Raw genomic sequence first — 25,533 nt, forward strand, 5'->3', positions numbered from 1 at the left:
TGCAGTCAGGTGATTTTTAAACGCTCTTTTTGCATCACGGTTGTCGCTTCCTGCGTTGCTTTGCGCTTTTCTTCTTCCACCGCTCGCTCCCGGGCTTTTTCAATTAGCTGTTCAATTTCTTGTTGCAATGCCTGGAGTTTTTCTGCCTTTTGCTCAGCGCTGAGAGTCGTATCGTTGCGAACCGCCTCCATTTCTTTTTCGAGTTCTTTTATTTTTTGGCGGTCAATACCGAGTCTGGCGGCTAAAATTAACTGGTGTACTTCATTGAGCAGTGAATTGGGGTGGGGCGCCTCTTCATCAGCTTCATTAGCTGTGTTGTCACCTTCGGCGTCAGTGATGTCTGAAGGTATCACTGTCGGTGCATTGTTTACCGCTGGCTGCTCTGTGGTAAAACCGGGTTGTGGAGCACTACTGCCGCCGCCAATGGTGGCAAAAAAACTGTCGTAAACTGTTTTTAACTGCTGGTTGTATGGCGTCCAGCCATCGTAGTTAACTCTGAACTCAAGGTTGGAACGGGCATAGTTTTCCAGCCTCTTAATATTTGTGCCGTTCCACTGTTGTTCAGGCGGTAGAGGCGTTTTTTGCACAGCCCCGGGTATATCAAGGTTAACGCCATAAACCATATGATGCATGGTAAGCTCAAGCGTGACCTTATCGAAGGGCGCTAAGTCTGCAGTGGCTTCTTCCCAGGCAGCTTTTACCGATGCGGGCGCATTGACCGGCGGAAAATGAATCGTTCTGGCCGCGCCTACTTCAACAATTCCGTCGTTATTTAAGTCAACGAGATCAGAGCCATCAGGTTGACTGAGCAGGTTCTGTGCGCCTTCTTTACTCAAGGCGTTAACTTCAATGGGATTGGCTAAACTATTGGCTTTTTGTACCAGTCGCAGCTCCTCTGGTGACAGCGATTGCAGAAAATCTTTCGCCGAGCCATTTTGCTGTGCAGCGTTTGCTAAGATATCAGCGAATCCGGAAATATCCTGTTCGTTGAGCTTACGAACCCGCAAGAGGTCGACCGAAGCGTCACTGAACCGGATTGTCGTGTTGATCATAGTAAGTCCTTTAGGCTGCATATTCGCGTCAGCATGGTAATTCCATTGAGCGATTTTTATGCCAGATACCTCGCGAAGCATCAGCTTTGTACGCTTGGGTAAACAGCCATGCCTGAATATTAGAAGGTTAAGCCAAATACTGGTTACGCAAATAAAAGACATTGCCGCTTAACAGGCGAATGTTCGTGGGGAGGTAAGAGAATGTGTAACTCAGGACGAATGGTGTCAGTTCAGCGGCAAGGCTGACGCTGTGAACGGTATCTGTGTATTTTGCAGGTGCGGCGATGAGGCAAAAGGTTGCCGTAAAAAGCGGAAAAAACGGGCAGTATTTTATGTATGGTACTTGGTATGAGCTTAGCTGAGCCAGTTATTACTGGCTCAGCGTAAACTGTGTGTGTACGCTTTTAGTTGGCTGTTTGTAGCACCAGTTTTTGTGCGCGGCGCCCGGTTGCAACCTCGGACGTGTACAGGTTGCCCTGACTGTCGCTGACCAGGCTATGCAGCCAGGTAAACTGACCCGGGTAACGTCCGGGGCGGCCAAAACTGCCAAGCACTTCATAGGTGTCGTGCCACAGTACCCATATGCGGCCATTCATCATGTCTGCGACATAGAGGTATTTGTTATCCGGCGAAAAGGCGACATCGGTAGCGGTACCAAGCCCCATGGTTTCGCCGGCAATAACCAGATCGCGTACAAACTGTACTTTCCCTTCGCTATCGTGCTTAAACACCTGCAGGCGGTTATTTCGGCGATCGCATACGTAAATGCGGCCATCACTGGCTTTTGTCACGCAGTGTATAATGTCACCAAAGTTTTGCGCATTGGTATTGATATTCTCAGCCCCAGCGGTGGCCTGGGAAACATCAAACGCACCTTCACGCGTGCCGCCACCGGGCTGGTTAGCGTAGGCCCCCCAGTACTGAGAAAAATCATTGGTGTTAGCATTAAAGCCAATAATGCGCTTGTTGATGTAGCCGTCGGCAATAATCACTTCGCCGCTGTCGGTATCATGATGAATATCGGCCGGGTTACCCAGAGTGGTCTTACTGGCATTGCCATCGGTGCTGTTGCGCTCGCCAAACTGGCGAATAAACTTGCCGTCAGCGGTAAAGTTAAGCACCACGTGATCGCCTTCGCCGTTGCCGCCCAGCCAAACGGTATCGTTATCGTCAACGTACAGGCCGTGTACAACTTCGGGCCATTGATTAACGCCCTGTATGCTGGGCGCAATGGCATCACCACCCCAGCTATTGAGCACTTTACCGGCCGGTGATATTTGCAATACATGAGGGGCCGCTTCACAGCAAACGCCGGTGACCGGCGTTTGCTCCAGTGCCAAATCGAGTTGACCAAGAGAATTAGGACGGTGCAGCACCCAAACATTATCGTGTTTATCAACCGCCAGGCCGGGCACCTGACCAATTAACCAGGTGTCAGGCAGGCGTGGCCAGCTGGCGTCTACTTTGAAGGTTGGCATTGGCTTTGACGCCCCCGGCTCCGGATAGCTTTCAAGGTCTACCAACGCTGGCTCGGCGTGCGCTGCTTGCATTCCTGCAACAGTAAGTAACAAGAATGCAGCGAGGCCACGAGCGTGTTGTTGTGGCGACCACAATGCAGTTAACGAAAGTCTCGGCACGGTATAGCTCCTTGCAGTTTAAATAAAGTGGGTAAAGGGACTGGCTAACAAACTATATACTGTATAAACGGTCGTTGGATCATTTCTACAGTCTGGTTGACAGTATCGGCACTAAGTTATTGGCAAAGCGGCAGAAAGTATAAAGTGTTCTAAACAAATACGATAATGAATTAGCGTTGTTCTTAACAGGGCGTTACAAATAAAGCATAATACTCCTTTGATTTTACCCGCTAGGTTTTTAACGTTTGTGAAAGCTGTTCCCACTAATCCCGATCAGAGTGTCGAAAAACTCAAAGTCCCCCCGCACAGTATCGAAGCTGAGCAGGCTGTACTTGGAAGCATGCTCATCGATCCTGAGTCATGGGACAAAGTGTCGGAGCTGGTAACCGACTCTGAATTTTACAACCGCTCCCATCAAATCGTTTTTAAAGCTATTTTAAAACTGCTTGCGAATAGCCAACCGGTTGATTTGATCACGGTTTCTGAGCTTCTCGAGAATAACGACCAGCTCGATGATGCCGGTGGTTTTGCTTATTTAGGGGAACTCGCCCGCAATACCCCCAGTTCTGCCAACGTTACCGCTTATGCCAAAATTATTCGGGAGCGGGCAATAACTCGTGAACTCATTGGGGTTGCCAATGAGATTGCTGAGGTAGGCTATAACCCGGAAGGGCGCAATAGCGCTGATATCCTCGATATGGCCGAGAGCAAGGTATTTGAGATTGCCGAGCGTCGTACCGGTGAGTCCGAGGGGCCGCAGAGTATCGAGTCGGTGCTGGGCAAAACCATTGATCGCCTTGAAGCGCTGATAAAAGATAACCGTGAGGTAACCGGCGTTACCACCGGATTTTCTGATCTCGATAAGAAAACCAGTGGTTTGCAGCCGTCTGATCTGATTATTGTTGCGGCGCGTCCATCCATGGGTAAAACCACCTTTGCTATGAACCTGGCCGAAAATGCCATGCTCGCCGAAGACAAGCCGGTGCTGGTATTTAGTTTAGAGATGCCCTCTGAACAAATCATGATGCGGATGCTGGCCTCACTCAGCCGGGTTGATCAAACCAAAATACGGACCGCCCAACTTGACGATGAAGACTGGGCGCGGATCTCCAACACCATGGCTATGCTCAAGGAAAAAGACAACATCTATGTGGATGACTCATCAGGTCTTACGCCTATGGATGTGCGCAGCCGGGCGCGTAAGCTGGCCCGTGAACGCGGTGGCTTAAGTATGATCATGGTGGATTACCTGCAATTAATGCGGGTACCCTCATTAAGCGAAAACCGGACCCTGGAAATTGCCGAAATTTCCCGCTCACTGAAAGCCCTCGCTAAAGAGCTGAATATTCCGGTTGTGGCACTGTCGCAGCTAAACCGAAGCCTGGAGCAACGTGCCGATAAGCGTCCGGTCAATTCAGATCTGCGTGAATCTGGCTCTATCGAGCAGGATGCCGACCTTATTATGTTTATTTACCGTGATGAGGTGTATCACGAAAACAGTGAAGACAAAGGCGTCGCTGAAATTATCATCGGTAAACAACGTAACGGCCCGATAGGCACCAGTCGCCTGACCTTCCAGGGCCAGTTTTCGCGGTTCGACAATTATGCCGGCCCGGCAGTGCAGGATGAGTACTAAGTACCTTTAGACTCAGCCCATAGCACGCCAGTACGTCGATATTCTTGGTATCAGCAACAGCATAGCCGTTGTCGTTGTGCGCAAGGCTGGCGCAGGTGCTGCGTCGGGTTTTCGCTTATCCCAACGACCTCCCCAAGATAAAGCTGACCCCGCCGCACGGCAATATTCATGTGGGCGGCTGGCAAATAAAATCAGACGCTGTTGAATGAGTTTAGCGCCGGCATTATTGCCCAGGGCTAATTATCCCGGAGTGGTATACAGGGATGACTTACTGCCTTTGGCTCATGTAGACTAACTGGCGAATGCCGCGTGCCAGTGATGTGTTGAGCAGTTATCAGTAACCACCACAAAGTCAATCCTGCCGCAGTCCAATGCTTTAACAATAAGAAGAATCTATGCGAACACTTTATTTGATGACAGTGCTAACGTTGCTGGCCGGATGCCAGACAGCAACCCAGTCTCCTACTCCGGTGACGGAGTCAACGCGCAGCAACGTGCCCTACAGCGATATCATTGCGCAGCCCTTCGAGCCCGCGACATCTTCGCAGTCTTATGGCAGCAGTCCACTGCAAACTATTTACCGCTGGGATGCGAGTTCTGCACCTAAAGCAGTGATGGTGTTTGTGCACGGTGGATGTTGGCTGAACGCTTATGATTACACCCATGCGCAAGGCCTTTTGTCAGCGTTGGCTTCCCAGGGAGTTACCGCCCTGGCAATTGAGTATCGCCGAACCGGCGATGAGGGCGGCGGCTGGCCAGGAACACTGGATGACATTCAAAAGGCTTTAGCCGTTACCCGGCAGTGGCTGGAGCAAGCCGGTCCTGATGGGGTGCCGGTGAGTTTGGTTGGCCATTCTGCGGGAGGGCATTTAGCATTGCTGGCTGCCCAGCACACGACTCAACAACCGAATACAGCATTTTTTCAGCGGGTGATCGGTTTGGCAGCGATTACCGATCCGGTTCGTTATGCGGCGGGTACTAATAGCTGTCAAACGGCGACACCTGGCTTTTTCAACGGCTTTCCGGCTGATGTGCCTCAGGCTTATGAAAAGGCTACGCCGTCGGTGGCCAACATTGCCATGCCAGTGACGTTACTACAAGGGACGGCCGACAGCATTGTTCCGGTTGCCCAGAGTCACTTGCCGGGGGCAAATACCATCATGGTCGAGAACGCCGGGCACTTCGATTATTTACATGCCAATTCACATGCCTTTGGGCGCTTGGTTGAATTGCTTACGCAGGAAAAATAAATGCTAGCTGATGCGCAACACTTAGATACTCAGGATCCCCTCAAATCGATTGGTAGCGCATTTGCGTTACCGCAGGGAGTTATTTATCTCGATGGTAATTCTCTTGGGCCATTACCCATTGCTGCCAGAGAGCGAGCGGTCGAGGTGACGGCCGGGCAGTGGGGCACCGATCTGATCACCAGTTGGAATAAGCATCGCTGGATTGACCTGCCTACCATTTGTGGTGAGCAAATTGCGCCAATAATTGGTGCCGGGTCAGAGCAGGTGGTGTGCTGCGACTCCATATCTGTGAACTTGTTTAAAGTGCTAAGCGCCGCGTTGGCAATGCAGAGCGACAGGCATAAAGTGATTACCACGGAAGATAATTTCCCGACTGATATCTATACGGTCGAAGGCTTACAGGAGCAGTTAGGAACGCAGCGATGCGAGCTGATTAAAGTGGCAGAAACTGACATCGAGCGCAGTCTTGATGAGCACACTGCGGTGTTACTGCTGACGCAGGTTAACTTTCGTTCCGGCAGGCTGCTGGATATGCAGGCACTCACCTCAGCAGCGCACAAGAAAGGCATTCTGGTAGTGTGGGATTTGGCGCACTCGGCGGGTGCGGTGCCGGTAGCTCTGGATGAACATGGCGCTGACTTTGCGGTTGGCTGTACCTATAAGTACCTCAATGGTGGGCCGGGTGCGCCGGCATTTATTTATGTTGCCAAGCGCCATCAACGGCGCTTTCGACAGCCCATCAGTGGCTGGATGGGGCACGCGACGCCTTTTGCATTTGATAACAGTTATGCACCTTCACAGTCAATTAAGCAAAGCCTTTCAGGCACTCCGCCCGTGCTGTCGATGAGCGTACTGAATGCGGCGCTGGCGCTTTGGGCCGACATTGATATGACACACGTCAGGGCAAAGTCAATCGCGCTCAGTGAGTTCTTTCTGGAAGCCCTTAACACGCTTGGGCTGACAAAGGAATTAACCTGCATTTCGCCGCTCATTGCGGAGGAGCGTGGCAGTCAGTTAGCCTTCAGACACGAGCATAGTTATGCGATTTGTCAGGCCTGGATTGATGCTGGTGTTATTGCCGATTTCAGAGCGCCCGATATTTTGCGCATCGGTTTTGCGCCGTTGTACCTGAGCTTTGCCGATCTGTGGCATGCATGTGAAAAGCTAAAAGAGGTGGTTGAAAGCAGAGCCTACCTTGACGAAAAGTACCAAAGAAAGTTAGCGGTGACTTAAGGCAGTATTCATGTGGTTTTAAATACTTAGCCGTAACAATAAAAACGCCTGCAAATGCAGGCGTTTTTTAATTTGGAAACTAACACATTTGTGTTACTTAGGTACTTCAACCGTTTCAGAAATTTTAACTTCAATACGGCGGTTAATTCTGTGTGCGGCAGCGGTATTAGACTTATCCAACAGACGCTCTTCACCGTAACCAACGGTATCTAAACGAGACGATCTGATGTCGTAACGATTCATCAGCAAGTCTTTTAACGCATTGGCGCGACGCAGTGACAAATCTTTGTTATACGCGGCTGTACCTGGCGCTGATGCATGACCTTCGATAAGGGCATCGGTTTGACCATAGCGCTTTAAGAACTCAACCAGATCAAGAATTTCTGATGAGTCCGGATCTTCAATAACGGCGCTATTGTGAGCAAACAGGATGCGGATTTCGATCGATACATCCTTTTCCGTTAGCACAGTACATCCGTTGGCGTTTACTTCATCACCAGCAGGCGTGTTCATACACGCGTCTTTGCTGTTCACTACACCGTCATTGTCAGAATCAAGCTCACAACCATAACTGTCAACTTTTGCACCAGCAGGTGTGTTTGGACATCTGTCGTTTGCGTTTGACACGCCGTCATTGTCTGAATCACTTGAGACTGTTGCGGTTGCCGGTGCTGGTGTTGGTGCAGAAGAACCAGAGCTTCCACCATAGGTGTAAGATACACCTAACTTGAGACCGTAATCGTATAAACTTTCGTCGATGTCGCGATAGGCGGCGAATTCACTGACGAAAGATAAATTTTCGCTGAGAGTCCAGTGTCTACCCAGACCGTAACCCAGCATTTCATAACCTTCACCGATATCCTGGTCGTATACACCACCGAATACGTAAAAGTCATTAAAGAAATACATCAGGTCAACGCCAAGCATCAGGCCGTCATCGCTAACGCCATTGGTGCTTCCGCTGATATCCAGATGAGATGCTGAAATCCGACCTGCCCAGTTTTGGTCAAAACGAAATCCAGCTTCGACACCAAGCCCAAAACCATCATCTAAATGTGCGGTAGGGATTGGTTTGCTTTTATCTGTGCCGTAGTATAGACCGTAAACACCAACCCAATTCTCTTCATTGCTCTGAGCAAATGAGGGGCTAGATACTAATCCGGCAGTGATTAAAGCTAATGTGAGAGTTGATTTTTTCATTATTCACTTCCTGTTGTAAACGATAAAGTGTGCGCATATTTTTTTACAGCAACGTATGTGCCAGTATGCAAATTGTGTAACTTAAGTACAGACAGACTGCCCGTGTAAGGTAGCAATAATACTGCGCGAACCGCCGCTATCCCGGTGTTCCCCAAGGATTATACCTTGCCATGTGCCAAGAGCCAACCTTCCCTTTTGAATAGGAATCGTTAACTGGCAACCGAACAGACTACTCTTGATGTGTGCTGGCATGTCGTCCGGGCCTTCATAGGTATGTATAAAGTACGGAGTGTCTTCAGCAACTGTATGATTTAAATAGGATTCTATATCTCTTCGTACCGATGGATCGGCATTTTCATTGATCGTCAAACTGGCGCTTGTATGCTGTAACATCAGGTGCAATAAGCCCATCTCAACCTCCTCAATTTGCGGTAAGGCCGCAATGAGTTTATCGGTGATAATATGAAAGCCACGCGCATAGGGAGACAGGGTAATTTTTTCACAGTGCCAGTAATTATTATTTGTCAAAACATATTTCCATGTAGGCTTTTCCGAGGTCGTGATTAAATGGCAGTATGATCTTTGGCCCGTCAACCTGGTGACTGATACTGTGATTTTTTCCCGACACAACAACGGGCGTTGCCATGCCAAATTCGTAACCTTTCTCAGCTAAATCCCGCTTTGCATTACCACAAATCATATTGGTGATTTCACCCACCATGTCGGCAACTTCTGCATCTATCTCGTTGGAGGATTCGCCAAGCATATTTTGCATGATATTCAATATCAATGCTTCATCAAAAGTGATCGATAGTGAACCTTTAATACTTGGACCCACCATACCGATTAAACCCGACACGTCACCTCGCGCAACATCATCTTGCTTACGCTTTGGTTTTCCTGGCGACAGTGTCGTTTGCGCCATGGTTTCAAGTACATTCATCAAGCCGGCGATGAATGGGTTTACAAACTCAGCATTCATGTTGTTGTTCTCCCATAGTAGCTGACTCACTTTCCTGGCAGTCTGCACATAATCCGTGTGCTTCGATGGTTTGCTTGGAGACTTTAAAACCGTACTGTTTAGCCTGATTGTCGAGGGTTTCTTTTAACCCTTCCGACTGTATCTCTGAGACGTCGCCACAACTGTCGCAGATAAGAAACTGTACCGGATGGTGACAACCAAAATGATAACAAGCCACAAACGCGTTGGTAGACTCAAGGCGATGAATTAAACCGAAATCCAGTAAAAAGTCGAGGGCACGGTAAACGGTAGCAGGTTTGGCACCGGATTCAGTTTCCTTGAGGTTATCGAGAAGATCGTACGCTCCCATTGGACCATGTCTTTCCAGCATGAGTTGATACACTTTCTCTCGTAAAGGAGTAAAACGGGCGCCACGCTGTTCGCAGTATGCCCTGGCTTTATTAATAATAGTGGTGTTTTTCATGCTGCGGTTATTTTGATCGAGTACGGGTTAATTGCATAACTATTAAATTTACCGGTTGGTTGATTAGCTGGGCACGGCGTCGTTGACAGTGACATGTATATGCTTAATAAGTTGATCTTCAAGTTCAAAACGATCAACTAACGCCTCGCCGAGACGAGTTATATCGGCGTCAAAACTGTGGGCACTGTCAACATCAAACTTTTCGCTAAACTTGTCATTAAAATCGAGCGCAATATTGGTAGTGTCGCTGATTCTCGGGAAAATATGCTGCTTTAATTTGAGTCCTTTGGGGTCATCGGAGACAAGCATTTCGTACACTTCAAAATGCCCGACGGAGAGGTAATCCATCAGAATTGAGCAAAATTCGTCTACTTCAGCCATATCGGGGAGTGCTCCCTGAGTGCGACCGTTTACGCCGGCTAACTGGCAATACTTTATCAGTAGCTCGCGGCGTTCATCCAGCCAGGCATCAATGGTTTTATTGGCACCGCCCCAACGTTGCTTTGCTATTTCGACCTGATTTAACACTCTGTATATCCTCAAGAGTCTGCTACCGAGTTGCTATGAGTATAACACCGCCTTACCGTCTCACAAATGACAGTGCAAAATAAAAAGCACATAACAGTTTACACAGTGGTAGCAAAATTAACACAAACAGCCGTAAGCTACCTCGCAATAAGCGTTTTCAAAGGGCTATGATATGATTAGCAGGTAATTAATCAGGTTGAATTGTATGTTGAAGTTAAGTGGAAATAATATTTGCCAACCAGGGTACTGGCTTATTTTTAGTAATGACGAGGTTATCGTGCCGGCTGACAGTGAGTTGTTGCCGCTATTAAACTGGACTGACGTATCCTTTATTCATCACTATCAGGATCAGGTTAAATCATTACAGGCAGAAGATTTATTGCTTCGGCATCCTTTGTATGTTGTTGATTTAGGGGCCGAAAGCATTACGCCTGATGGCTGGCAATGCATCAGCTTGCGAGAGCTCATGACCAGTGAGCCTCCCTTAACTTTCGAAACACTCGCCCGTGCCTGGCAATTTGTCCATTTTGTCAGAACGCATCGCTTTTGCGGTCGCTGTGGATACCACACCCAACCCGTTGACTGGGAAATGGCAGTACAATGTCATCAATGCGGACATCGCTGCTATCCCCGGGTTTCGCCGTGTACTATTGTTGCTATTCACCGGGGCCAGGAGTTGCTCCTGGCCAGGGGAGTGCGGCACCGCAATCCGCAGATGTATTCCATTCTTGCCGGGTTTGTTGAAAGTGGCGAAAGTCTTGAGCAGGCCACACATCGGGAAGTCTTTGAAGAAGTCGGTATCAAAATTAAAAATTTAGAATATTTTGGCAGTCAGGCGTGGCCCTTTCCCCATTCGCTGATGGTGGGTTATTTTGCCGAGTACGAAAGCGGTGACATTGTGATCGATGAACGGGAAATTGTTGATGCTAACTGGTACCACGTGAATGACTTACCCTTAACAGCACCCAAAATTTCCATTGCGGGTAAAATGATTGCCGCAATTAGCGAGCGACTCAGAGCAACTGGCTAGCCTTTTTACTGACAGGCTTCAGGGGCAATGTTGTTTTAGCATGGCACGCCGTTCAGTTAACGCGTGTTTGCACCCATCAATTTAAGTCTGAAAGTTGAGTATGAAAGTTGAGTATGAAAGGACTTCGTTTCGGCACAAAAATGTGAGTGCTTACCAGCAATAAAAAACCCCGCAAAAGCGGGGTTCGAATTTTTTAGCGTATGGGCCCGTCGACGAGCTCTGTATGTTATGAGTACTAGTATTAGCAGTCCCTATTTGATTAGTCAAGCAAATAAGGCAAATTAATTCAATCGAGTCATAACTACGCACTATCCTATAAATCTTGATATACTCGCCGCCAATTTTTGACAGTAAGCATTTTACCGGGGATTAGCATGGTAGAAACAAGTGGTAGCGTTGAGCGTCCGGCGCTTAAGAATGACCGATACTTAAGAGCGTTGCTCAGGCAGCCGGTCGATGTGACGCCGGTGTGGATGATGCGTCAGGCCGGCCGCTACTTACCTGAATATAAAGCCACCCGGGCAGTTGCTGGTGATTTTATGTCGCTGTGTAAAGATGCTGATCTGGCATGTGAAGTGACGCTGCAACCGTTGCGTCGTTTTCCCTTAGACGCCGCTATTTTGTTTTCTGACATTTTAACGATTCCCGATGCCATGGGCCTGGGGCTGTATTTTGAGACTGGCGAAGGCCCGCGTTTTAAAAACCCCATCACCTGCAAGGCAGACGTAGACCGCATTGGCGTACCTGATCCTGAAGGTGAATTACAGTATGTAATGAATGCGGTCAGAACCATTCGTCGCGAACTTAAAGGCGAAGTGCCGCTTATTGGCTTTTCGGGTAGTCCTTGGACGCTGGCAACCTATATGGTCGAAGGCGGCGGTAGCAAAGCATTTACCAAAATTAAAAAAATGGCCTTTGCAGAGCCTCAGATATTGCACGCACTGTTGGCTAAGCTGGCTGACTCGGTTACCAGCTACCTGAATGCACAAATTGCCGCAGGTGCCCAGTCAGTGATGATTTTTGATACCTGGGGAGGCGTTTTGTCGCCGCGTGATTACAAGGAATTCTCGCTCCAGTACATGCATCGCATCGTTGACGGCTTAACCCGTGAAAACGAGGGGCGTAAAGTACCGGTTACCCTGTTTACAAAGAACGGCGGAATGTGGCTGGAAGCTATCGCTGCAACCGGTTGCGATGGCGTAGGACTGGACTGGACTATCGACATTGCTGAGGCAAAGGCCCGGATAGGCGACAAAGTAGCACTACAGGGCAACATGGACCCCTCTATGCTCTATGCGCAACCTGCCCGCATTGAGCAGGAAGTGGCCCATATACTGGCCGGCTTTGGCGAAGGTTCAGGGCATGTCTTCAATTTAGGTCACGGTATACATCTTGATGTGCCACCAGAGCATGCGGGTGTGTTTGTCGAGGCGGTACATCGCCTGAGTGCTCAGTATCACAAGTAATGCCTGTCGGCAGCGCTAAGCGTCGCGTGGCAGGCCCTTTTCTACGATACGGGTAAGCCGCGCGATTTGCCGGTCAGGGTTATTCTGTTGCTGACTTTTGCTGTGCTGCTGCTCAAGCGCCCAGTCTAAATGGGGCATGACTAACTCGCACGCCGTTTTTCGACTGCTGGTAAGTGCTTCAACATAAGCCTCTGAATAGGGGGCGTTGCCGATTGCCACACAGAGATTTCGACGCCATTTGGCAAAGCCAATGCGACGAATAGGCGAGCCTTCGGTGTTATCTAAAAAGGTCTTTTCATCCCATTCAAATAACGTCAGTAAAGACTGACCATGCAATACCTCGCGTGGGTGAAAGTCGGTTTCTTCGGTGAGGGGCGCATAGCGATTCCAGGGGCATACTAACTGACAATCATCACAGCCGTAGATGCGGTTGCCCATGGCTGGTCTGAGCGCTTCCGGGATGACGCCATCGTACTCTATAGTGAGGTAAGAAATACAGCGCCTTGCGTCAACCTGATAAGGCGCAACGATTGCCTGGGTTGGACAAATCGTTAAACAGGCCGTGCACTGACCGCAGGACTCCTCCGCCGGTTTATCGACGGGCAGCGGTAAATTAATAAACAGCTCGCCAAGGAAAAACCAGGAGCCCGCTTGTTTGTTTAATGTCAGGCTATGTTTGCCGGTCCAGCCAATGCCTGCCTTTTGTGCGATGGCGTGTTCTAACACGGGGGCAGAATCTACAAATGGCCGAAACTCGGTGGTCGCCAGCTGCGATTTAATTTTTTCGCCCAGTTGTTTGAGCCGTTTACGCAGAACTTTATGATAGTCACGGCCTAGCGCATAGCGGGATATATAGCCCGTATCAGCATTTTTCAGGTTCTTAGCAAATGAGGCGTCCGGCGGCAGGTAGTCCATACGCACGGATATTACGCGCACGGTTCCGGGTACCAATTCAGCCGGCCGGGCACGTTTTAAGCCATGGCTGGCCATGTAGTGCATATCACCGTGATACTGGTTGTCTAACCACTTTTGCAGGTGAGCTTCGTGCTGACTCAGATCAATATCGCTGATACCAACTTGCTGAAAGCCTAGCGCAAACGCCCAAGCCTTGATATCGTCTACCAATTTAAACAGATCTATCGAATGTAAAGTGGACATGTGCCTATGCTAGATACTCAACTCCTGGATAGCTTACCATACAAACTGTACCGCGCCGACCAGGTCCGTGAACATGAACGTACAGCCGCTGAGCAAGCGGGCGTTGAGATGTTTACGCTGATGCAGCGCGCCGGTAAAGCGGTGTTCCAACAGTGTCAGTTATTGATGCCCAATACGGATGTGTTTTTAGTCATGGTAGGGCAAGGCAACAATGCCGGCGACGGCTATATCGCCGCGCTACATGCCAGGGAAGCGGGTAAACAGGTGATCCTGTGCGCCGTTGAACCGCACCGGATTCTTGAGGGGGACGCTGGCATTGCTCAACAGCAGTGGCTGGATGCGGGCGGGAAAATAGAAGCCTTTAGTCAAGCCCTGTTGGATAAGAGTGAACTGGTTGTCGATGCGTTACTGGGTACTGGCATTAACAGTTACATTCGCAATGAATTTGCCGACATCATCGATATCGTTAACGCGTCAGATAAGCCGGTAGTGAGTATTGACGTGCCCTCGGGATTAGACGCCAATACCGGCCAGTCGTTGGGCCGCTGCATCGAAGCCGATGTCACGGTGACATTTGTCGGTATTAAGCCGGGTCTTACTACCGGGGCTGGTAAACAATCATGCGGTCGCCTGATCTTCGACGACTTAGGGATCGGTAAAACGTTTGTCGAACTGGCACGCTCGTCGGCTACCTTGTTAACGATTGAGCAGTTTAAAGGTATGGCGCCCCGGGATATTCACAGCCATAAGGGCACCTATGGCCGACTGCTTTGCATTGGTGGTAATCGTGGCACCGCCGGTGCAATCCGACTTGCCAGCGAAGCGGCACTGCGCTGTGGTACGGGCTTAGTGAAAGTGTTCTGCCATGAAGCGTCGATAGTGCAGGTCAGCGCTGGCCGACCCGAATTAATGGTGTCTGATGAAAATTTACAGGACGCGCTTAACTGGGCCTCCTGTGTGGTCATCGGGCCCGGTCTGGGCCTTGATGAATGGGCCCGGCAGGCCTTTGAAATGGCTATGAAACATTGTCAGACTCATCCTAAACCTATGGTCATCGATGCGGATGCGTTAAACTTATTAAGTAAGCATGCGTTATCCTATTCCATCACCGATTGCGTGATCACGCCCCATGCTGGTGAGGCGTCGCGCTTGCTTAACATGAGTGTCGATGAGGTCGAAGCCGATCGGTTTAACAGCACAAAGCAATGTGCTCAGCGGTTCCACGCCACCTGTGTGTTAAAGGGGGCCGGTTCAATTATCGATAATGAAACCCAAACCTGGGTATGTCAGCATGGCAATCCGGGCATGGCGACCGCCGGTATGGGAGATGTGCTGAGTGGCATTCTGGGCTCCTTACTGGCACAGGGCCTGAGCAAGGATATTGCAACGAAATACGGCGTAGCGATTCACGCCAAAGCCGGTGATGAAGTCGCCAGCAAGTTTGGTCAGCGAGGCATGCTCGCCAGTGATATATTTGAGTCTTTGCGTGCCCTGGTGAATCAGTAAGTGGCAGCGGCGCAACCTAGCTAGCGGAGAAATTGTTGTAATTATGAGTATGGCAAAAAGTGCGTTTTATGCCGCCACTGAGCAGGATACGGCAAAGCTGGCCAGTGATTTGGCCGGCGCTGTAAAACAGCAGCTCGCGGCGGGCATAGTGGTGTATTTACAGGGCGATTTAGGCGCGGGTAAAACAACCTTCAGTCGCCACTTTATCCAGGCGCTGGGTCATTCAGGTAATGTTAAGAGTCCAACTTATACGCTGGTTGAGCCTTATTCACTAAATGGCCTGGATATTTACCATTTCGACCTTTATCGTTTGAGCGATCCGGAAGAACTTGAGTTTATGGGGATTCGAGACTACTTTGGCAAAAACCGGATCTGTCTGATCGAATGGCCGCAAAATGGCGGTGAACGCTTGGCAGCAGCTGATTTAGTGATTAGTATAGAACCAGATAAGTCGGGGCGGCGCTTCAATGTGGCTGCACTATCGGTGACAGGGCAGACTGTTTTACAGCAATGTAAACGAATTTGACTGCAACAACCTGGGCAACGGTAGGCATAACCTTGCGCACTCCGGGTAAGTCTACGGCCTGATAAATATAATTTAAGACCAGGGCTAGTTATGTTGCGCGGCAAATTATTATTCTTCATAAGTTTATGCTTACTCACGTTAAGAGTGAGTGCTGACAACGATATCAATAACATGCGTGTATGGCCAACAAGCGCCAGTACGCGGTTGGTTTTTGATCTCAAAAGTGCGCCTGAGTTTACCTATTTCACCCTGAAAAACCCGGATCGACTGGTTATTGATTTAGCCAATACGAACAGTGATACGTCCCTGGGGTCAGATGAAACCGGCGCCTTGGTGAAACGGGTTCGTTACTCCACGCCCAAAAATAAAGACTCAACCCGTATCGTGGTTGAGTTAAACCGTAAGGCTTCACCATCGTTATTTGCCGTTGCTCCGGCTGAAGGCAAGGGACATCGACTGGTTGTTGATCTGGAAGATTCAGCGCCGTCAGCAGACAACAGTGTTGTGATGGATATGAATCAGTCCAGTCGTGACCGTGACATTATTGTTGCCATAGATGCTGGCCATGGTGGTAAAGATCCCGGCTCGATAGGGCCGGCAGGCTCTTTCGAAAAAAACATTACCCTGAGCATTGCTAAAATGCTCGAAGATAAGGTTAACGCCGAAAAAGGCATGCGTGCAGTAATGACCCGCAGCGGTGATTATTACATATCACCGAATGCCCGGCCCGAAGTGGCCCGCAAACACAAAGCCGATTTGCTGATATCAATTCATGCTGATGCGTTTACGCAGCCTGAGCCACGCGGTGGTTCGGTATGGGTGTTATCGATGCGCCGGGCAGACAGTGAACTGGGTCGCTGGCTGGAGAAAAGCGAGCGTCATTCTGAGTTATTAGGCGGCGCTGCAGAAGTGATCTCGGATAATGCATCAGAGCGTTATCTGGCCGAAACGATCCTGGGATTGTCGATGGATCACTCAATGACCACCAGTTACGATTTGAGTAACAAGGTCATTGGCGAGTTAAAACAAATCACCCGAATGCATAAACGCTCACCTCAGGCGGCGAGCCTTGCCGTGCTGACGGCCCCTGATATTCCCTCTATTTTGGTGGAAGTAGGATTTATTTCTAACCCTCAGGAAGAGAAGAACCTCAACTGGGCACAGTATCGGCAACAACTGGCAACCGCGCTATTTAGTGCGACCAAGCGTTACTTTCACCAAATGCCGCCAGACGGTACACTGTGGGCGGCGATGAAAGCCGATAATCGCACCCATAAGGTCCGCAGCGGAGAATCACTGTCGTTACTGGCCCAGCGCTATAATGTCAAAGTAAGTAGCATCAAAGCCGCCAATAATTTAAATGGTGATGTGGTTAGGATTGGTCAGGTGCTGACGATCCCCAGTACCTGAACATCCCGGTATTTATAACAGGATTTATTTTTGTCCATTAAACTTTTGCCGCCTCGTTTGGCTAACCAGATTGCCGCTGGCGAAGTGGTTGAGCGACCCGCTTCTGTGGTTAAGGAGCTGGTGGAGAACAGTCTCGATGCCGGCGCCACCCGGATTGAACTGGACGTTGAGCGAGGCGGCCATAAGCGCATCAGGCTGCGCGACAATGGCAGTGGTATCGTGAAAGACGAACTTGAACTGGCATTATCCCGTCATGCCACCAGTAAAATAGCCACGCTGGATGATCTCGAACAAATACTGTCGCTGGGGTTTCGTGGTGAAGCGTTGGCCAGTATCTCTGCGGTAAGTCGCTTAACACTGACCTCCAAGCCCGCGACGCAGGAGCAAGCCTGGCAGGCAAGTTGTGAGGGGCGGGATATGGCGGTGACCTTACAACCTGCCGCCCACCCTGATGGCACGACGATTGATGTTGCGGATATCTTTTACAATACGCCGGCGCGACGCAAATTTTTACGCACTGAAAAAACCGAATATCAACATATTGAAGATGTAATAAAACGCATAGCGCTAAGCCGTCCCGATGTGACCTTTATTCTGCGCCACAACGACAAAGTCACCAAGCGTTACGCTGCAACCGGGACTGATCAGCTTGCAGTGCGGGTAGGACAGGTATGCGGAAAGGCGTTTATCGAGCAGGCTATTCATACCCGCTGTGACTATGAGTCGATTCAGTTAGAAGCGTGGCTGGGGAATGCCGAACAGTTACGCAGCAGCAATGACTGTCAGTACAGCTTTGTGAATGGCCGCGGCATGCGCGATAAACTTATTTTGCATGCGTTGCGCCAGGCCTATGAGTCGGTGCTGGCGGTAGCCGAACAACCCGCGTTTGTCGTGTATCTGACTATTAATCCTAAAGAGGTTGATGTGAATGTACATCCGGCCAAACATGAAGTGCGTTTTCAGCAAAGCCGGTTAGTGCATGATTTTATTTGTAAAACAGTATGTGACGCCTTGTCATCCTGGGCCGACCCAGAGGGCCAGGACGACAACGGCGCTGCCTGGCAGCCAGACCATGACTATATCAGGCCGTTAGAGCGCCGCGAGTCACACCAGCACGAACAGGCGCCGCATTATCATAGTCCTGGTGAGCATCGAGCGTCGGCGTCGCAGTATGCTGGCGGCGGAACACCTCGCAATACCGGTTTGCAGGGGCGTTCACCCCGGTCTTCAGGGTCACGGGTGAGTGGTCAGTACCAGCAGCATTACCAGGCGTTGATGACGCCCGCCAGTAATGAGTCGGATGAAAGTGCAGAGAGTTTTAATTACCTGATGCTGGGGGAAACGCGGCTTTACAGTCTTGACGAAGCCTGCGTGTTGTTAACACCGGCTGTGCTGATGCCTTTATGGGTGGCGGCAATGCTGAGTGCCGAAACGGTAGCACAGCCGCTGTTGATGCCGGTTACCGTGCATGCGTCGGTAGCCGAAAGCACACTTTCGACGCTGACTGCAGCCGGTTTTGAAGTGAGTATGGTGGCCGGCAAAGCAAGGCTGATGAAGGTGCCGGCCAATTTAAGGTCATTACCCTGGGCGGGGCTGTTTCCTTTGATGCTTGATAATGCGCCAGCGAGTAACGAGCAACTGACGGAAACCCTCACGGAAGGGCTGCTGGCCCAGCAAAGTAAGCCAGTATTTTTATGGCAATGGTTCGAACAACTGGCACTTTCGCAGCAAACTGACATAATTAAACGTAATGGTGACGGAGTTGCCCGGCACAAGCTTATTCAATGGATACAAAAAGAAGTACAACATGACTAGTCACACGGGACCAGTGGTATCCATAATGGGGCCTACCGCGTCGGGTAAAACAGGCCTGGCGCTGGCACTGGCTGAACAAGTACCGGCAGAAATAATCAGTGTCGATTCGGCGTTGGTTTACAGGGATATGGACATAGGCACGGCAAAACCTACCCGACAGGAAATGGCCGTTGCGCCCCATTGGCTGGTGGACATACTCGATCCGGCTGAAGCCTATTCTGTTGCCGATTTTGTGACAGATGCAACACGCCTTATCGGAGAGATCCACGCCCGTGGGCGCTTACCCATTTTGGTTGGCGGCACAATAATGTATTTTAATGCCTTGATAAATGGCATTTCGTCCTTACCTAAGACAGACCCGCTGATAAGGGAAGCGATATTGGCTGAGGCTGCAGCAGATGGCTGGCAGGGGTTGCACGCAGAATTGCAGAATATTGACCCGGTCAGCGCACAGCGCATTCATCCTAATGATCCGCAGCGTATCACGCGTGCGTTGGAGGTCTATCGCAGTTCGGGTAAATCGCTAACATACTGGCAGAAACAAACCAGTTTTAAATGCCCGTACAAGATAGACCAGTTTGCCATTGCGCCAACTGAGCGGGCCGTGTTACACAGTCGTATAGAGCAGCGATTTGATCTGATGCTGGAGCAAGGGCTTATAAGCGAGGTTGAAGCGCTGTTTGAGCGTGGTGATCTTAATGAGGACATGCCAGCAATCCGTGCAGTGGGATATCGCCAGGTATGGCAGTATCTTAAAGGCGAGTTAAGCTATGCACAGATGCGGGATAAAGGTATTATTGCCACAAGGCAATTAGCAAAAAGGCAAATGACCTGGCTGAGAGGCTGGTCTGATCTAACCTGGCTAGACACATTTGCTAAAGATAATTTGACTAAAATTACTGCAAAAGTCACACTTTAATTCTGGTGTGATATATATTTAGAGCGCTGGGACAATTTTTCATAGTTGTCAGTTTTATAATAAAAATTAAGGATCTGAAATGGCTAAAGGGCAATCATTACAAGACCCGTTTTTAAACGCATTACGGAAGGAGCGGATTCCGGTTTCTATTTACTTAGTAAACGGTATTAAACTCCAGGGGCAGGTAGAGTCATTCGACCAGTTTGTTATACTGCTGAAAAACACTGTGAGTCAGATGGTATATAAACATGCTATCTCAACGGTCGTGCCTGCACGAGCGATTACAATGCCAAGTACGCAAGGGGATTCTGAGAATAAAAGTGAGTAATAACAAAGGTAACACGCTTGTTTGACCGTTATGAAGCCGGAGAACAGGCTATACTTGTTCATGTAAATTTTGCCGATGAAGATAGTCGTGAAGACTTAGCTGAGCTGGAATTACTAGTTTCATCGGCAGGTGTGAATGCGGTTGACGTATTAACAACATCCCGCAGCGCACCCAATTCCAAATTTTTCGTTGGTTCAGGTAAAGCAGAAGAGATTGCTGCCGCGGTGAAGGCGCACGAAGCGAATGTGGTTATATTTAATCACTCGCTTTCACCTTCTCAGGAGCGTAATCTCGAGGCTGTCTTTAAATGCCGGGTTATTGACCGCACTGGTCTTATTCTTGATATTTTTGCCCAGCGCGCACGTACTCACGAAGGTAAATTGCAAGTTGAGCTTGCCCAGCTACGCCATCTTTCTACTCGCCTTATCCGGGGTTGGACACACCTTGAGCGACAAAAAGGCGGGATAGGTTTGCGTGGTCCCGGTGAAACGCAGCTTGAAACCGACCGTCGCTTATTGCGAGGACGTATCAAAACCATTTTACGGCGTCTCGAAAAAGTGGCCAAGCAGCGCGAGCAGGGACGTCGTTCCCGCAAACGCGCTGAAATTCCAACATTATCTCTGGTTGGTTACACCAATGCGGGTAAATCAACGCTGTTTAATCATATTACTAATGCCAACGTGTATGCCGCCGATCAGCTGTTTGCGACGCTCGACCCAACCTTGCGTAAGGTGGATTTGAAAGAAGTCGGCCCGGTCATTTTGGCCGATACGGTTGGTTTTATCCGGCATTTACCCCATGATCTTGTTGCGGCCTTTAAGGCAACGTTACAAGAAACGCAGGAAGCCGATGTCTTACTGCACGTGGTAGATTACTCAGAAAACAACTATCTGGAGACCATGGATGAGGTTAATACCGTACTGGATGAAATCGGTGCCGGAGAGATTCAGCAATTAATTGTTTGTAACAAGATAGATCAGCTTGAGGAAGTTGAACCCAAGATAGATCGCGACGAGCAAGGCACGCCTATTCGTGTATGGTTATCGGCCAAAACCGGACAAGGTGTTGAATTATTACTTGAGGCTATCAATGACTGCGTAGCCCAGAGCATGGTAAGTTACACGCTTAAAATCCCGCCAGCGGAGAGTCGTTTACGGGGTGTGCTTTACGAACTGGACTGTATAGCCGAACAGAAGTACGATGCCCAGGGTGATTGGGTGGTCGATGTGCGTATGCCGGCAGCAGACTGGAACCGACTGGAAAAACGGTTGGAGCACGGATTGTCAGAATTTGTATTGAAGCATTAATACGCTTCTTAAGTGAATTTTTTGTCAGAGAAGATTTAGCGAGTTTTAAATCTAAAAACAATAGAATTCAGTATTAAATAATTATTTTTTCGGAGTATTAACATGGCTTGGAATGAGCCGGGTGGTGACAAAAACGACCCGTGGAAAAATCGCGGCGGACGTGACCAAGGTCCCCCTGATCTGGATGATGTATTTAAAAACCTGTTTGGCAAACTCGGTAAAATGGGTGGCGGCAGCGGTGGTGGCTCAGGTAAAAAACTGGGTGGTATCGGTGCAGCCATTATTGCTGGCCTGGCAATTGTTGTTTATGTTGTCAGCGGGTTTTACACAATCCGGGAAGCTGAACTCGGGGTTGTGTTGCGCTTTGGCGAATATAACTCGCAGGTTGAACCTGGCTTGCGCTGGAAACCGACGTTCGTTGACTCGGTTATTCCGGTCGACGTGCAATCCATTCGCTACCAGACATCCTCTGGCTCTATGCTGACCGAGGACGAAAACCTGGTGAATGTACAAATGGAAGTCCAGTACCGGGTGGTGGATCCATTCCGCTGGACGTTCGCGGTAACCAGTCCGGAAAGTACGCTGAGCCAGGCTTTCGACAGTGCCATCCGTTATGTTGTGGGACACTCTACAATGGATGACGTGCTCACCGATGGGCGTGAAGTCACCCGTCAGCGGGTTTGGGAAGAGTTAGAAGGTATTCTGTCACCGTACAATATTGGCGTGTCGATTGTGGATATGAACTTCAAGGATGCCCGCCCACCAGAACAGGTTAAAGACGCCTTTGATGACGCGATTGCCGCTCAGGAAGACGAACAGCGCTTTATCCGCGAAGCCGAAGCCTATGCCCGGGAAATTGAACCCCGTGCCCGTGGTCAGGTGAATCGTATGAACGAAGAAGCACAAGCCTACAAAGAGCGCGTTACTCTGGAAGCCCAGGGTGAAGTGGCCCGCTTCGAAGAGCTTTTACCGCAGTACGAAAAGGCCCCGCAGGTCACACGTCAGCGGATTTATATCGAAACCATGGAGCAGGTATTCTCCAGCACCAGCAAGATCATGATCGACAGTGGTGAAGGTGGTGGTAATAACATCATGTACTTACCGCTGGATAAGATCACTCAAAATCAAGGTGCCGCCGACAAGACTTCCTTAGAGCGTATGCGCAATACCTTAGAAGGGTTGCAAAACAACGTTGCGAACTCGACCGGCAACAACTCCGGTAATTCGTCACCGTCGTCATCAGGATTGCGCAGCGGTAGCAACCGGGATGGGAGATAAGACACAATGAAAAATTTTATAATCGCAATTTTAATTACCCTGGTGGTACTGGCGTCTGGCTCGCTGTTTGTTGTTCGCGAAGGACAACGCGCCATTGTTATCCAGTTTGGTAAAGTGCAGCGAAATGATGCCGGCGATACCAAAGTGTTTGAACCCGGCCTTCATTATAAACTGCCGTTCATTGATTCTGTTCGTCATTTGGATGCGCGTATTCAAACACTGGATGATGCGCCGGACCGGTTTGTTACCTCCGAGAAAAAAGACTTAATTGTTGACTCGTATGTAAAGTGGCGCATTGATGACTTTGCCCGTTATTATCTGTCTACCAATGGCGGTAATAAGCTTCAGGCAGAAGCACTGCTCAAGCAAAAAGTGAACAATGGCCTGCGTACCGAGTTTGGTAGTCGCACCATCGCTCAGATTGTATCGGGCGAGCGGACCGAGTTAATGGAACAAGCCATGATTCAAACCGCGAGTTCATCAGATGAGCTGGGTATTGAGATCGTTGACGTGCGTGTAAAGCAAATTAATCTGCCTACCGAAGTCAGTAATTCAATCTTCCAGCGGATGCGCGCTGAGCGTGCGGCCGTGGCTCGTGAACACCGTTCGCAGGGCCAGGAGCAAGCCGAGGTGATTAAAGCCAATATCGAAGCTAAGGTCACAGTAATGCTGGCAGATGCCGAGCGTAATGCACGTCAGCTGCGTGGTCAGGGTGACGCAACAGCGGCGCAGATTTATGCCGAAACGTACTCAAAAAATCCGGAGTTTTACGGATTCTTACGCAGTATGGATGCTTATAGCGCGAGCTTTAACAGTAAGAATGACATTCTGGTTGTAGAGCCGAGTAGTGACTTCTTTCGTTATATGAATTCGCGGGATGGTCGGGATGACCAGTAGGCCAAAGGCTTAAATAACTAAAACCGGCTCCTGAGCCGGTTTTTTTATGTCTCAAAATGGGCAAAACCCGGCGTACACTGCCAAAAAGTAATGAAATAAGATAAACTGCATAACCAGATACTGCCGCTGTAGCGCAATCTTAGGCATGGCAGTTTTTAACGACAGAAAAAAATAAAAATGGTTACTGGTTACGGCAAACCAGAATGTGATCAGTAAGGTTGCTCAACGGATTAAATTGAAACCTCAATATGTCAGACAATCTCTGATTGCAAAAATGATAATAATAACGACTGAGGATAAGTTTTGACTCAACAGAATGCCAATACACATACTCAGGAACAGCCGCCCCAGGGCATGTTCTCACGATTTCTTGCCACGGTAGAATGGCTGGGTAATCTGCTTCCCCATCCGGTTACCCTGTTTGCTTTGCTTGCGGTTGCCATTGTTATATTAAGCGGCATATTAGGTTACTTCGAGGTGTCGGTCATCGACCCGCGTCCCGAAGGCGCCAAAGGCCGTGCAGTGGACGGCACTATCAAAGTGATTTCATTGATGAGCGCCGAAGGGTTGCAGCGTATAGTCACAGGATTAGTGACTAATTTTACCGGCTTTGCCCCGCTGGGAACGGTATTGGTTGCACTGCTGGGCGTGTCGGTTGCCGAGCACTCAGGTTTGCTCTCAACGGCAATGCGCGCGCTGGTAATGAATGCGTCAAAACGCATGGTGACCTTTGCTATTGTATTTGCCGGTATTATTTCCAATACCGCGTCAGAGTTGGGTTATGTTGTATTGATCCCTCTCGCAGCAATGATTTTTCATGCCCTGGGGCGCCATCCTCTGGCTGGATTAGCCGCCGCCTTTGCCGGTGTTTCAGCCGGTTACAGCGCAAATTTACTGCTCGGGACAGTGGATCCATTGCTATCAGGTATTACTCAGGCGGCATCGCATATGATTGATCCGGATTACGTGGTGGGGCCTGAGGTCAATTGGTACTTCATGTTTATCAGCACCTTTTTGGTGGCTACCATGGGGACACTGGTAACAGAAAAAATTGTTGAGCCGCGATTAGGGAAATACGATGCCAGCGATGCCTCAGAACGGCTTGATGGGCAGAAAATAGAATCACCTTCAAAACACGAAATTCGTGCTATGAAATGGGCCGGTGTGTCCTTTGTTGCGGTGTGTGCCGTACTGGCCCTTACCATCGTGCCTGATAATGGTATTTTGCGGCACCCGGAAACCGGTGAAGTAGCCGGTTCACCATTTTTAAAAGGGATTGTGGCCTTTATATTTGTGACCTTTGCCGTGCCGGGTTTTGTGTATGGCAAGCTTGCAGGCACCATGAAAAATGACCGCGACATTATTGATGCAATGGCGAAGAGTATGAGTTCACTGGGCTTGTATATCACCCTGGTATTTTTCGCCGCTCAGTTCGTAGCGTTTTTTAAGTGGACCAACCTAGGGACTGTGATGGCGGTAGAAGGCGCTGCGCTATTGCAGGCGCTGGGGCTGGATGGTCCGGAAGTGTTCTTTTTATTCATATTAATGTGCGGCGTGGTGAACCTGTCATTAGGCAGTGCGTCGGCGCAGTGGGCGGTCACGGCACCAATTTTTGTGCCGATGCTGATGTTAGTGGGCTTTGCCCCTGAAGTGATTCAGGCGGCCTACCGGATTGGTGACTCGGTAACGAATGTTATATCCCCCATGATGAGCTACTTTGGTTTGATCATGGCAATGGCGGCCAAGTATAAAAAAGATGTGGGCATGGGCACCCTGATTGCGATGATGCTTCCATACAGTCTGGTCTTTATTGTTGGATGGACATTGCTGTTTTATATTTGGGTATTTGCATTAGGTATGCCTGTCGGGCCAGGTGCGGCAACCTATTATCAACCATAGCAGTCCATTATTA

General features: G+C 49.4%; 23 protein-coding genes. 15 read left to right on the plus strand and 8 right to left on the minus strand.

The window, feature by feature from the left end:
* Window positions 1-5: 5 nt before the first annotated feature.
* Together OIK42_RS03635 and OIK42_RS03640 are read right to left on the minus strand one after the other, a co-directional pair.
* On the minus strand, window positions 6-1,052 hold the full coding sequence (locus OIK42_RS03635) for a hypothetical protein (protein ID WP_273638424.1): 1,047 nt from the start codon (window positions 1,050-1,052) through the stop codon (window positions 6-8).
* A 404-nt stretch (window positions 1,053-1,456) separates the two neighbouring features.
* Window positions 1,457-2,689, minus strand: coding sequence for an NHL repeat-containing protein (locus OIK42_RS03640; RefSeq protein ID WP_273638425.1), 1,233 nt, complete (start codon window positions 2,687-2,689; stop codon window positions 1,457-1,459).
* A 247-nt stretch (window positions 2,690-2,936) separates the two neighbouring features.
* Between OIK42_RS03640 and dnaB the strand changes: the two genes are divergently transcribed.
* The 3 genes from dnaB to kynU all read left to right on the plus strand — a co-directional run bounded on the left by dnaB (window position 2,937) and on the right by kynU (window position 6,808).
* Window positions 2,937-4,325, plus strand: a complete 1,389-nt coding sequence (gene dnaB, locus OIK42_RS03645; RefSeq protein ID WP_273638426.1) for a replicative DNA helicase — start codon at window positions 2,937-2,939, stop codon at window positions 4,323-4,325.
* A gap of 395 nt (window positions 4,326-4,720) precedes the next feature.
* Entirely contained in the window at window positions 4,721-5,575 is an 855-nt protein-coding gene (locus OIK42_RS03650) for an alpha/beta hydrolase family protein (RefSeq protein WP_273638427.1), read from the plus strand.
* The gene (gene kynU / locus OIK42_RS03655; RefSeq protein ID WP_273638428.1) at window positions 5,576-6,808 is read left to right on the plus strand and encodes a kynureninase; all 1,233 of its coding nucleotides are present in this window, start codon (window positions 5,576-5,578) and stop codon (window positions 6,806-6,808) included.
* Window positions 6,809-6,901: 93 nt separating this feature from the next.
* On the opposite strand, the gene OIK42_RS03660 is transcribed toward kynU, so the two are convergent.
* The 5 genes from OIK42_RS03660 to rsd all read right to left on the minus strand — a co-directional run bounded on the left by OIK42_RS03660 (window position 6,902) and on the right by rsd (window position 9,981).
* Window positions 6,902-8,008: an OmpA family protein gene (locus OIK42_RS03660; RefSeq protein ID WP_273638429.1), complete on the minus strand. Its 1,107-nt coding sequence runs from the start codon at window positions 8,006-8,008 to the stop codon at window positions 6,902-6,904.
* 81 nt (window positions 8,009-8,089) lie between these two features.
* Window positions 8,090-8,536 carry a secondary thiamine-phosphate synthase enzyme YjbQ gene (locus OIK42_RS03665; RefSeq protein ID WP_273638430.1) on the minus strand — a complete coding sequence of 149 codons (447 nt, stop codon included), beginning with the start codon at window positions 8,534-8,536 and terminating at the stop codon, window positions 8,090-8,092.
* Window positions 8,526-8,990 (minus strand): chemotaxis protein CheX, encoded by a 465-nt coding sequence (locus OIK42_RS03670; protein ID WP_273638431.1) that lies wholly within the window; start codon window positions 8,988-8,990, stop codon window positions 8,526-8,528. The genes OIK42_RS03665 and OIK42_RS03670 overlap by 11 nt, the downstream gene beginning before the upstream one ends.
* Window positions 8,980-9,453 (minus strand): transcriptional repressor, encoded by a 474-nt coding sequence (locus OIK42_RS03675; RefSeq protein WP_273638432.1) that lies wholly within the window; start codon window positions 9,451-9,453, stop codon window positions 8,980-8,982. The genes OIK42_RS03670 and OIK42_RS03675 overlap by 11 nt, the downstream gene beginning before the upstream one ends.
* Before the next feature lie 63 nt (window positions 9,454-9,516).
* Window positions 9,517-9,981, minus strand: coding sequence for a sigma D regulator (rsd, locus tag OIK42_RS03680; RefSeq protein WP_273638433.1), 465 nt, complete (start codon window positions 9,979-9,981; stop codon window positions 9,517-9,519).
* A gap of 205 nt (window positions 9,982-10,186) precedes the next feature.
* On the opposite strand from rsd, the gene nudC reads away from it, so the two are divergent.
* Both nudC and hemE read left to right on the plus strand, forming a co-directional pair.
* Entirely contained in the window at window positions 10,187-11,011 is an 825-nt protein-coding gene (gene nudC, locus OIK42_RS03685; RefSeq protein ID WP_273638434.1) for an NAD(+) diphosphatase, read from the plus strand.
* Window positions 11,012-11,385: 374 nt separating this feature from the next.
* Window positions 11,386-12,477 (plus strand): uroporphyrinogen decarboxylase, encoded by a 1,092-nt coding sequence (gene hemE, locus OIK42_RS03690; protein WP_273638435.1) that lies wholly within the window; start codon window positions 11,386-11,388, stop codon window positions 12,475-12,477.
* A gap of 15 nt (window positions 12,478-12,492) precedes the next feature.
* Here the strand turns inward: hemE and queG are convergent, their stop codons facing one another.
* Window positions 12,493-13,635 (minus strand): tRNA epoxyqueuosine(34) reductase QueG, encoded by a 1,143-nt coding sequence (gene queG, locus OIK42_RS03695; RefSeq protein ID WP_273638436.1) that lies wholly within the window; start codon window positions 13,633-13,635, stop codon window positions 12,493-12,495.
* 6 nt (window positions 13,636-13,641) lie between these two features.
* Here queG and OIK42_RS03700 point away from each other — a divergent pair, with 6 nt between their 5' ends.
* The 10 genes from OIK42_RS03700 (at window position 13,642) to OIK42_RS03745 (ending at window position 25,520) form a co-directional block, all read left to right on the plus strand.
* On the plus strand, window positions 13,642-15,141 hold the full coding sequence (locus tag OIK42_RS03700; protein WP_273638437.1) for an NAD(P)H-hydrate dehydratase: 1,500 nt from the start codon (window positions 13,642-13,644) through the stop codon (window positions 15,139-15,141).
* Between the two features lie 43 nt (window positions 15,142-15,184).
* On the plus strand, window positions 15,185-15,667 hold the full coding sequence (tsaE, locus tag OIK42_RS03705) for a tRNA (adenosine(37)-N6)-threonylcarbamoyltransferase complex ATPase subunit type 1 TsaE (RefSeq protein ID WP_273638438.1): 483 nt from the start codon (window positions 15,185-15,187) through the stop codon (window positions 15,665-15,667).
* Window positions 15,668-15,757: 90 nt separating this feature from the next.
* Window positions 15,758-17,077, plus strand: coding sequence for an N-acetylmuramoyl-L-alanine amidase (locus tag OIK42_RS03710; RefSeq protein ID WP_374211838.1), 1,320 nt, complete (start codon window positions 15,758-15,760; stop codon window positions 17,075-17,077).
* A 30-nt stretch (window positions 17,078-17,107) separates the two neighbouring features.
* The gene (gene mutL, locus OIK42_RS03715; protein ID WP_273638440.1) at window positions 17,108-18,892 is read left to right on the plus strand and encodes a DNA mismatch repair endonuclease MutL; all 1,785 of its coding nucleotides are present in this window, start codon (window positions 17,108-17,110) and stop codon (window positions 18,890-18,892) included.
* The gene (gene miaA / locus OIK42_RS03720; RefSeq protein WP_273638441.1) at window positions 18,885-19,811 is read left to right on the plus strand and encodes a tRNA (adenosine(37)-N6)-dimethylallyltransferase MiaA; all 927 of its coding nucleotides are present in this window, start codon (window positions 18,885-18,887) and stop codon (window positions 19,809-19,811) included. Before mutL ends, miaA begins: the two co-directional genes overlap by 8 nt.
* Before the next feature lie 79 nt (window positions 19,812-19,890).
* Window positions 19,891-20,139, plus strand: coding sequence for an RNA chaperone Hfq (gene hfq, locus OIK42_RS03725; protein WP_273638442.1), 249 nt, complete (start codon window positions 19,891-19,893; stop codon window positions 20,137-20,139).
* A gap of 17 nt (window positions 20,140-20,156) precedes the next feature.
* Window positions 20,157-21,446 carry a ribosome rescue GTPase HflX gene (hflX, locus tag OIK42_RS03730; protein ID WP_273638443.1) on the plus strand — a complete coding sequence of 430 codons (1,290 nt, stop codon included), beginning with the start codon at window positions 20,157-20,159 and terminating at the stop codon, window positions 21,444-21,446.
* A 102-nt stretch (window positions 21,447-21,548) separates the two neighbouring features.
* Window positions 21,549-22,724, plus strand: a complete 1,176-nt coding sequence (gene hflK / locus OIK42_RS03735; protein WP_273638444.1) for an FtsH protease activity modulator HflK — start codon at window positions 21,549-21,551, stop codon at window positions 22,722-22,724.
* Between the two features lie 6 nt (window positions 22,725-22,730).
* Window positions 22,731-23,621, plus strand: a complete 891-nt coding sequence (hflC, locus tag OIK42_RS03740) for a protease modulator HflC (RefSeq protein ID WP_273638445.1) — start codon at window positions 22,731-22,733, stop codon at window positions 23,619-23,621.
* A 354-nt stretch (window positions 23,622-23,975) separates the two neighbouring features.
* A complete protein-coding gene (locus OIK42_RS03745) occupies window positions 23,976-25,520 on the plus strand; it encodes an AbgT family transporter (protein WP_273641397.1) in 1,545 nt (514 codons plus the stop codon).
* Window positions 25,521-25,533: the final 13 nt, after the last annotated feature.

The sequence above is a fragment of the Alteromonas gilva genome (genome assembly GCF_028595265.1).
Lineage (GTDB): Bacteria > Pseudomonadota > Gammaproteobacteria > Enterobacterales > Alteromonadaceae > Alteromonas > Alteromonas gilva.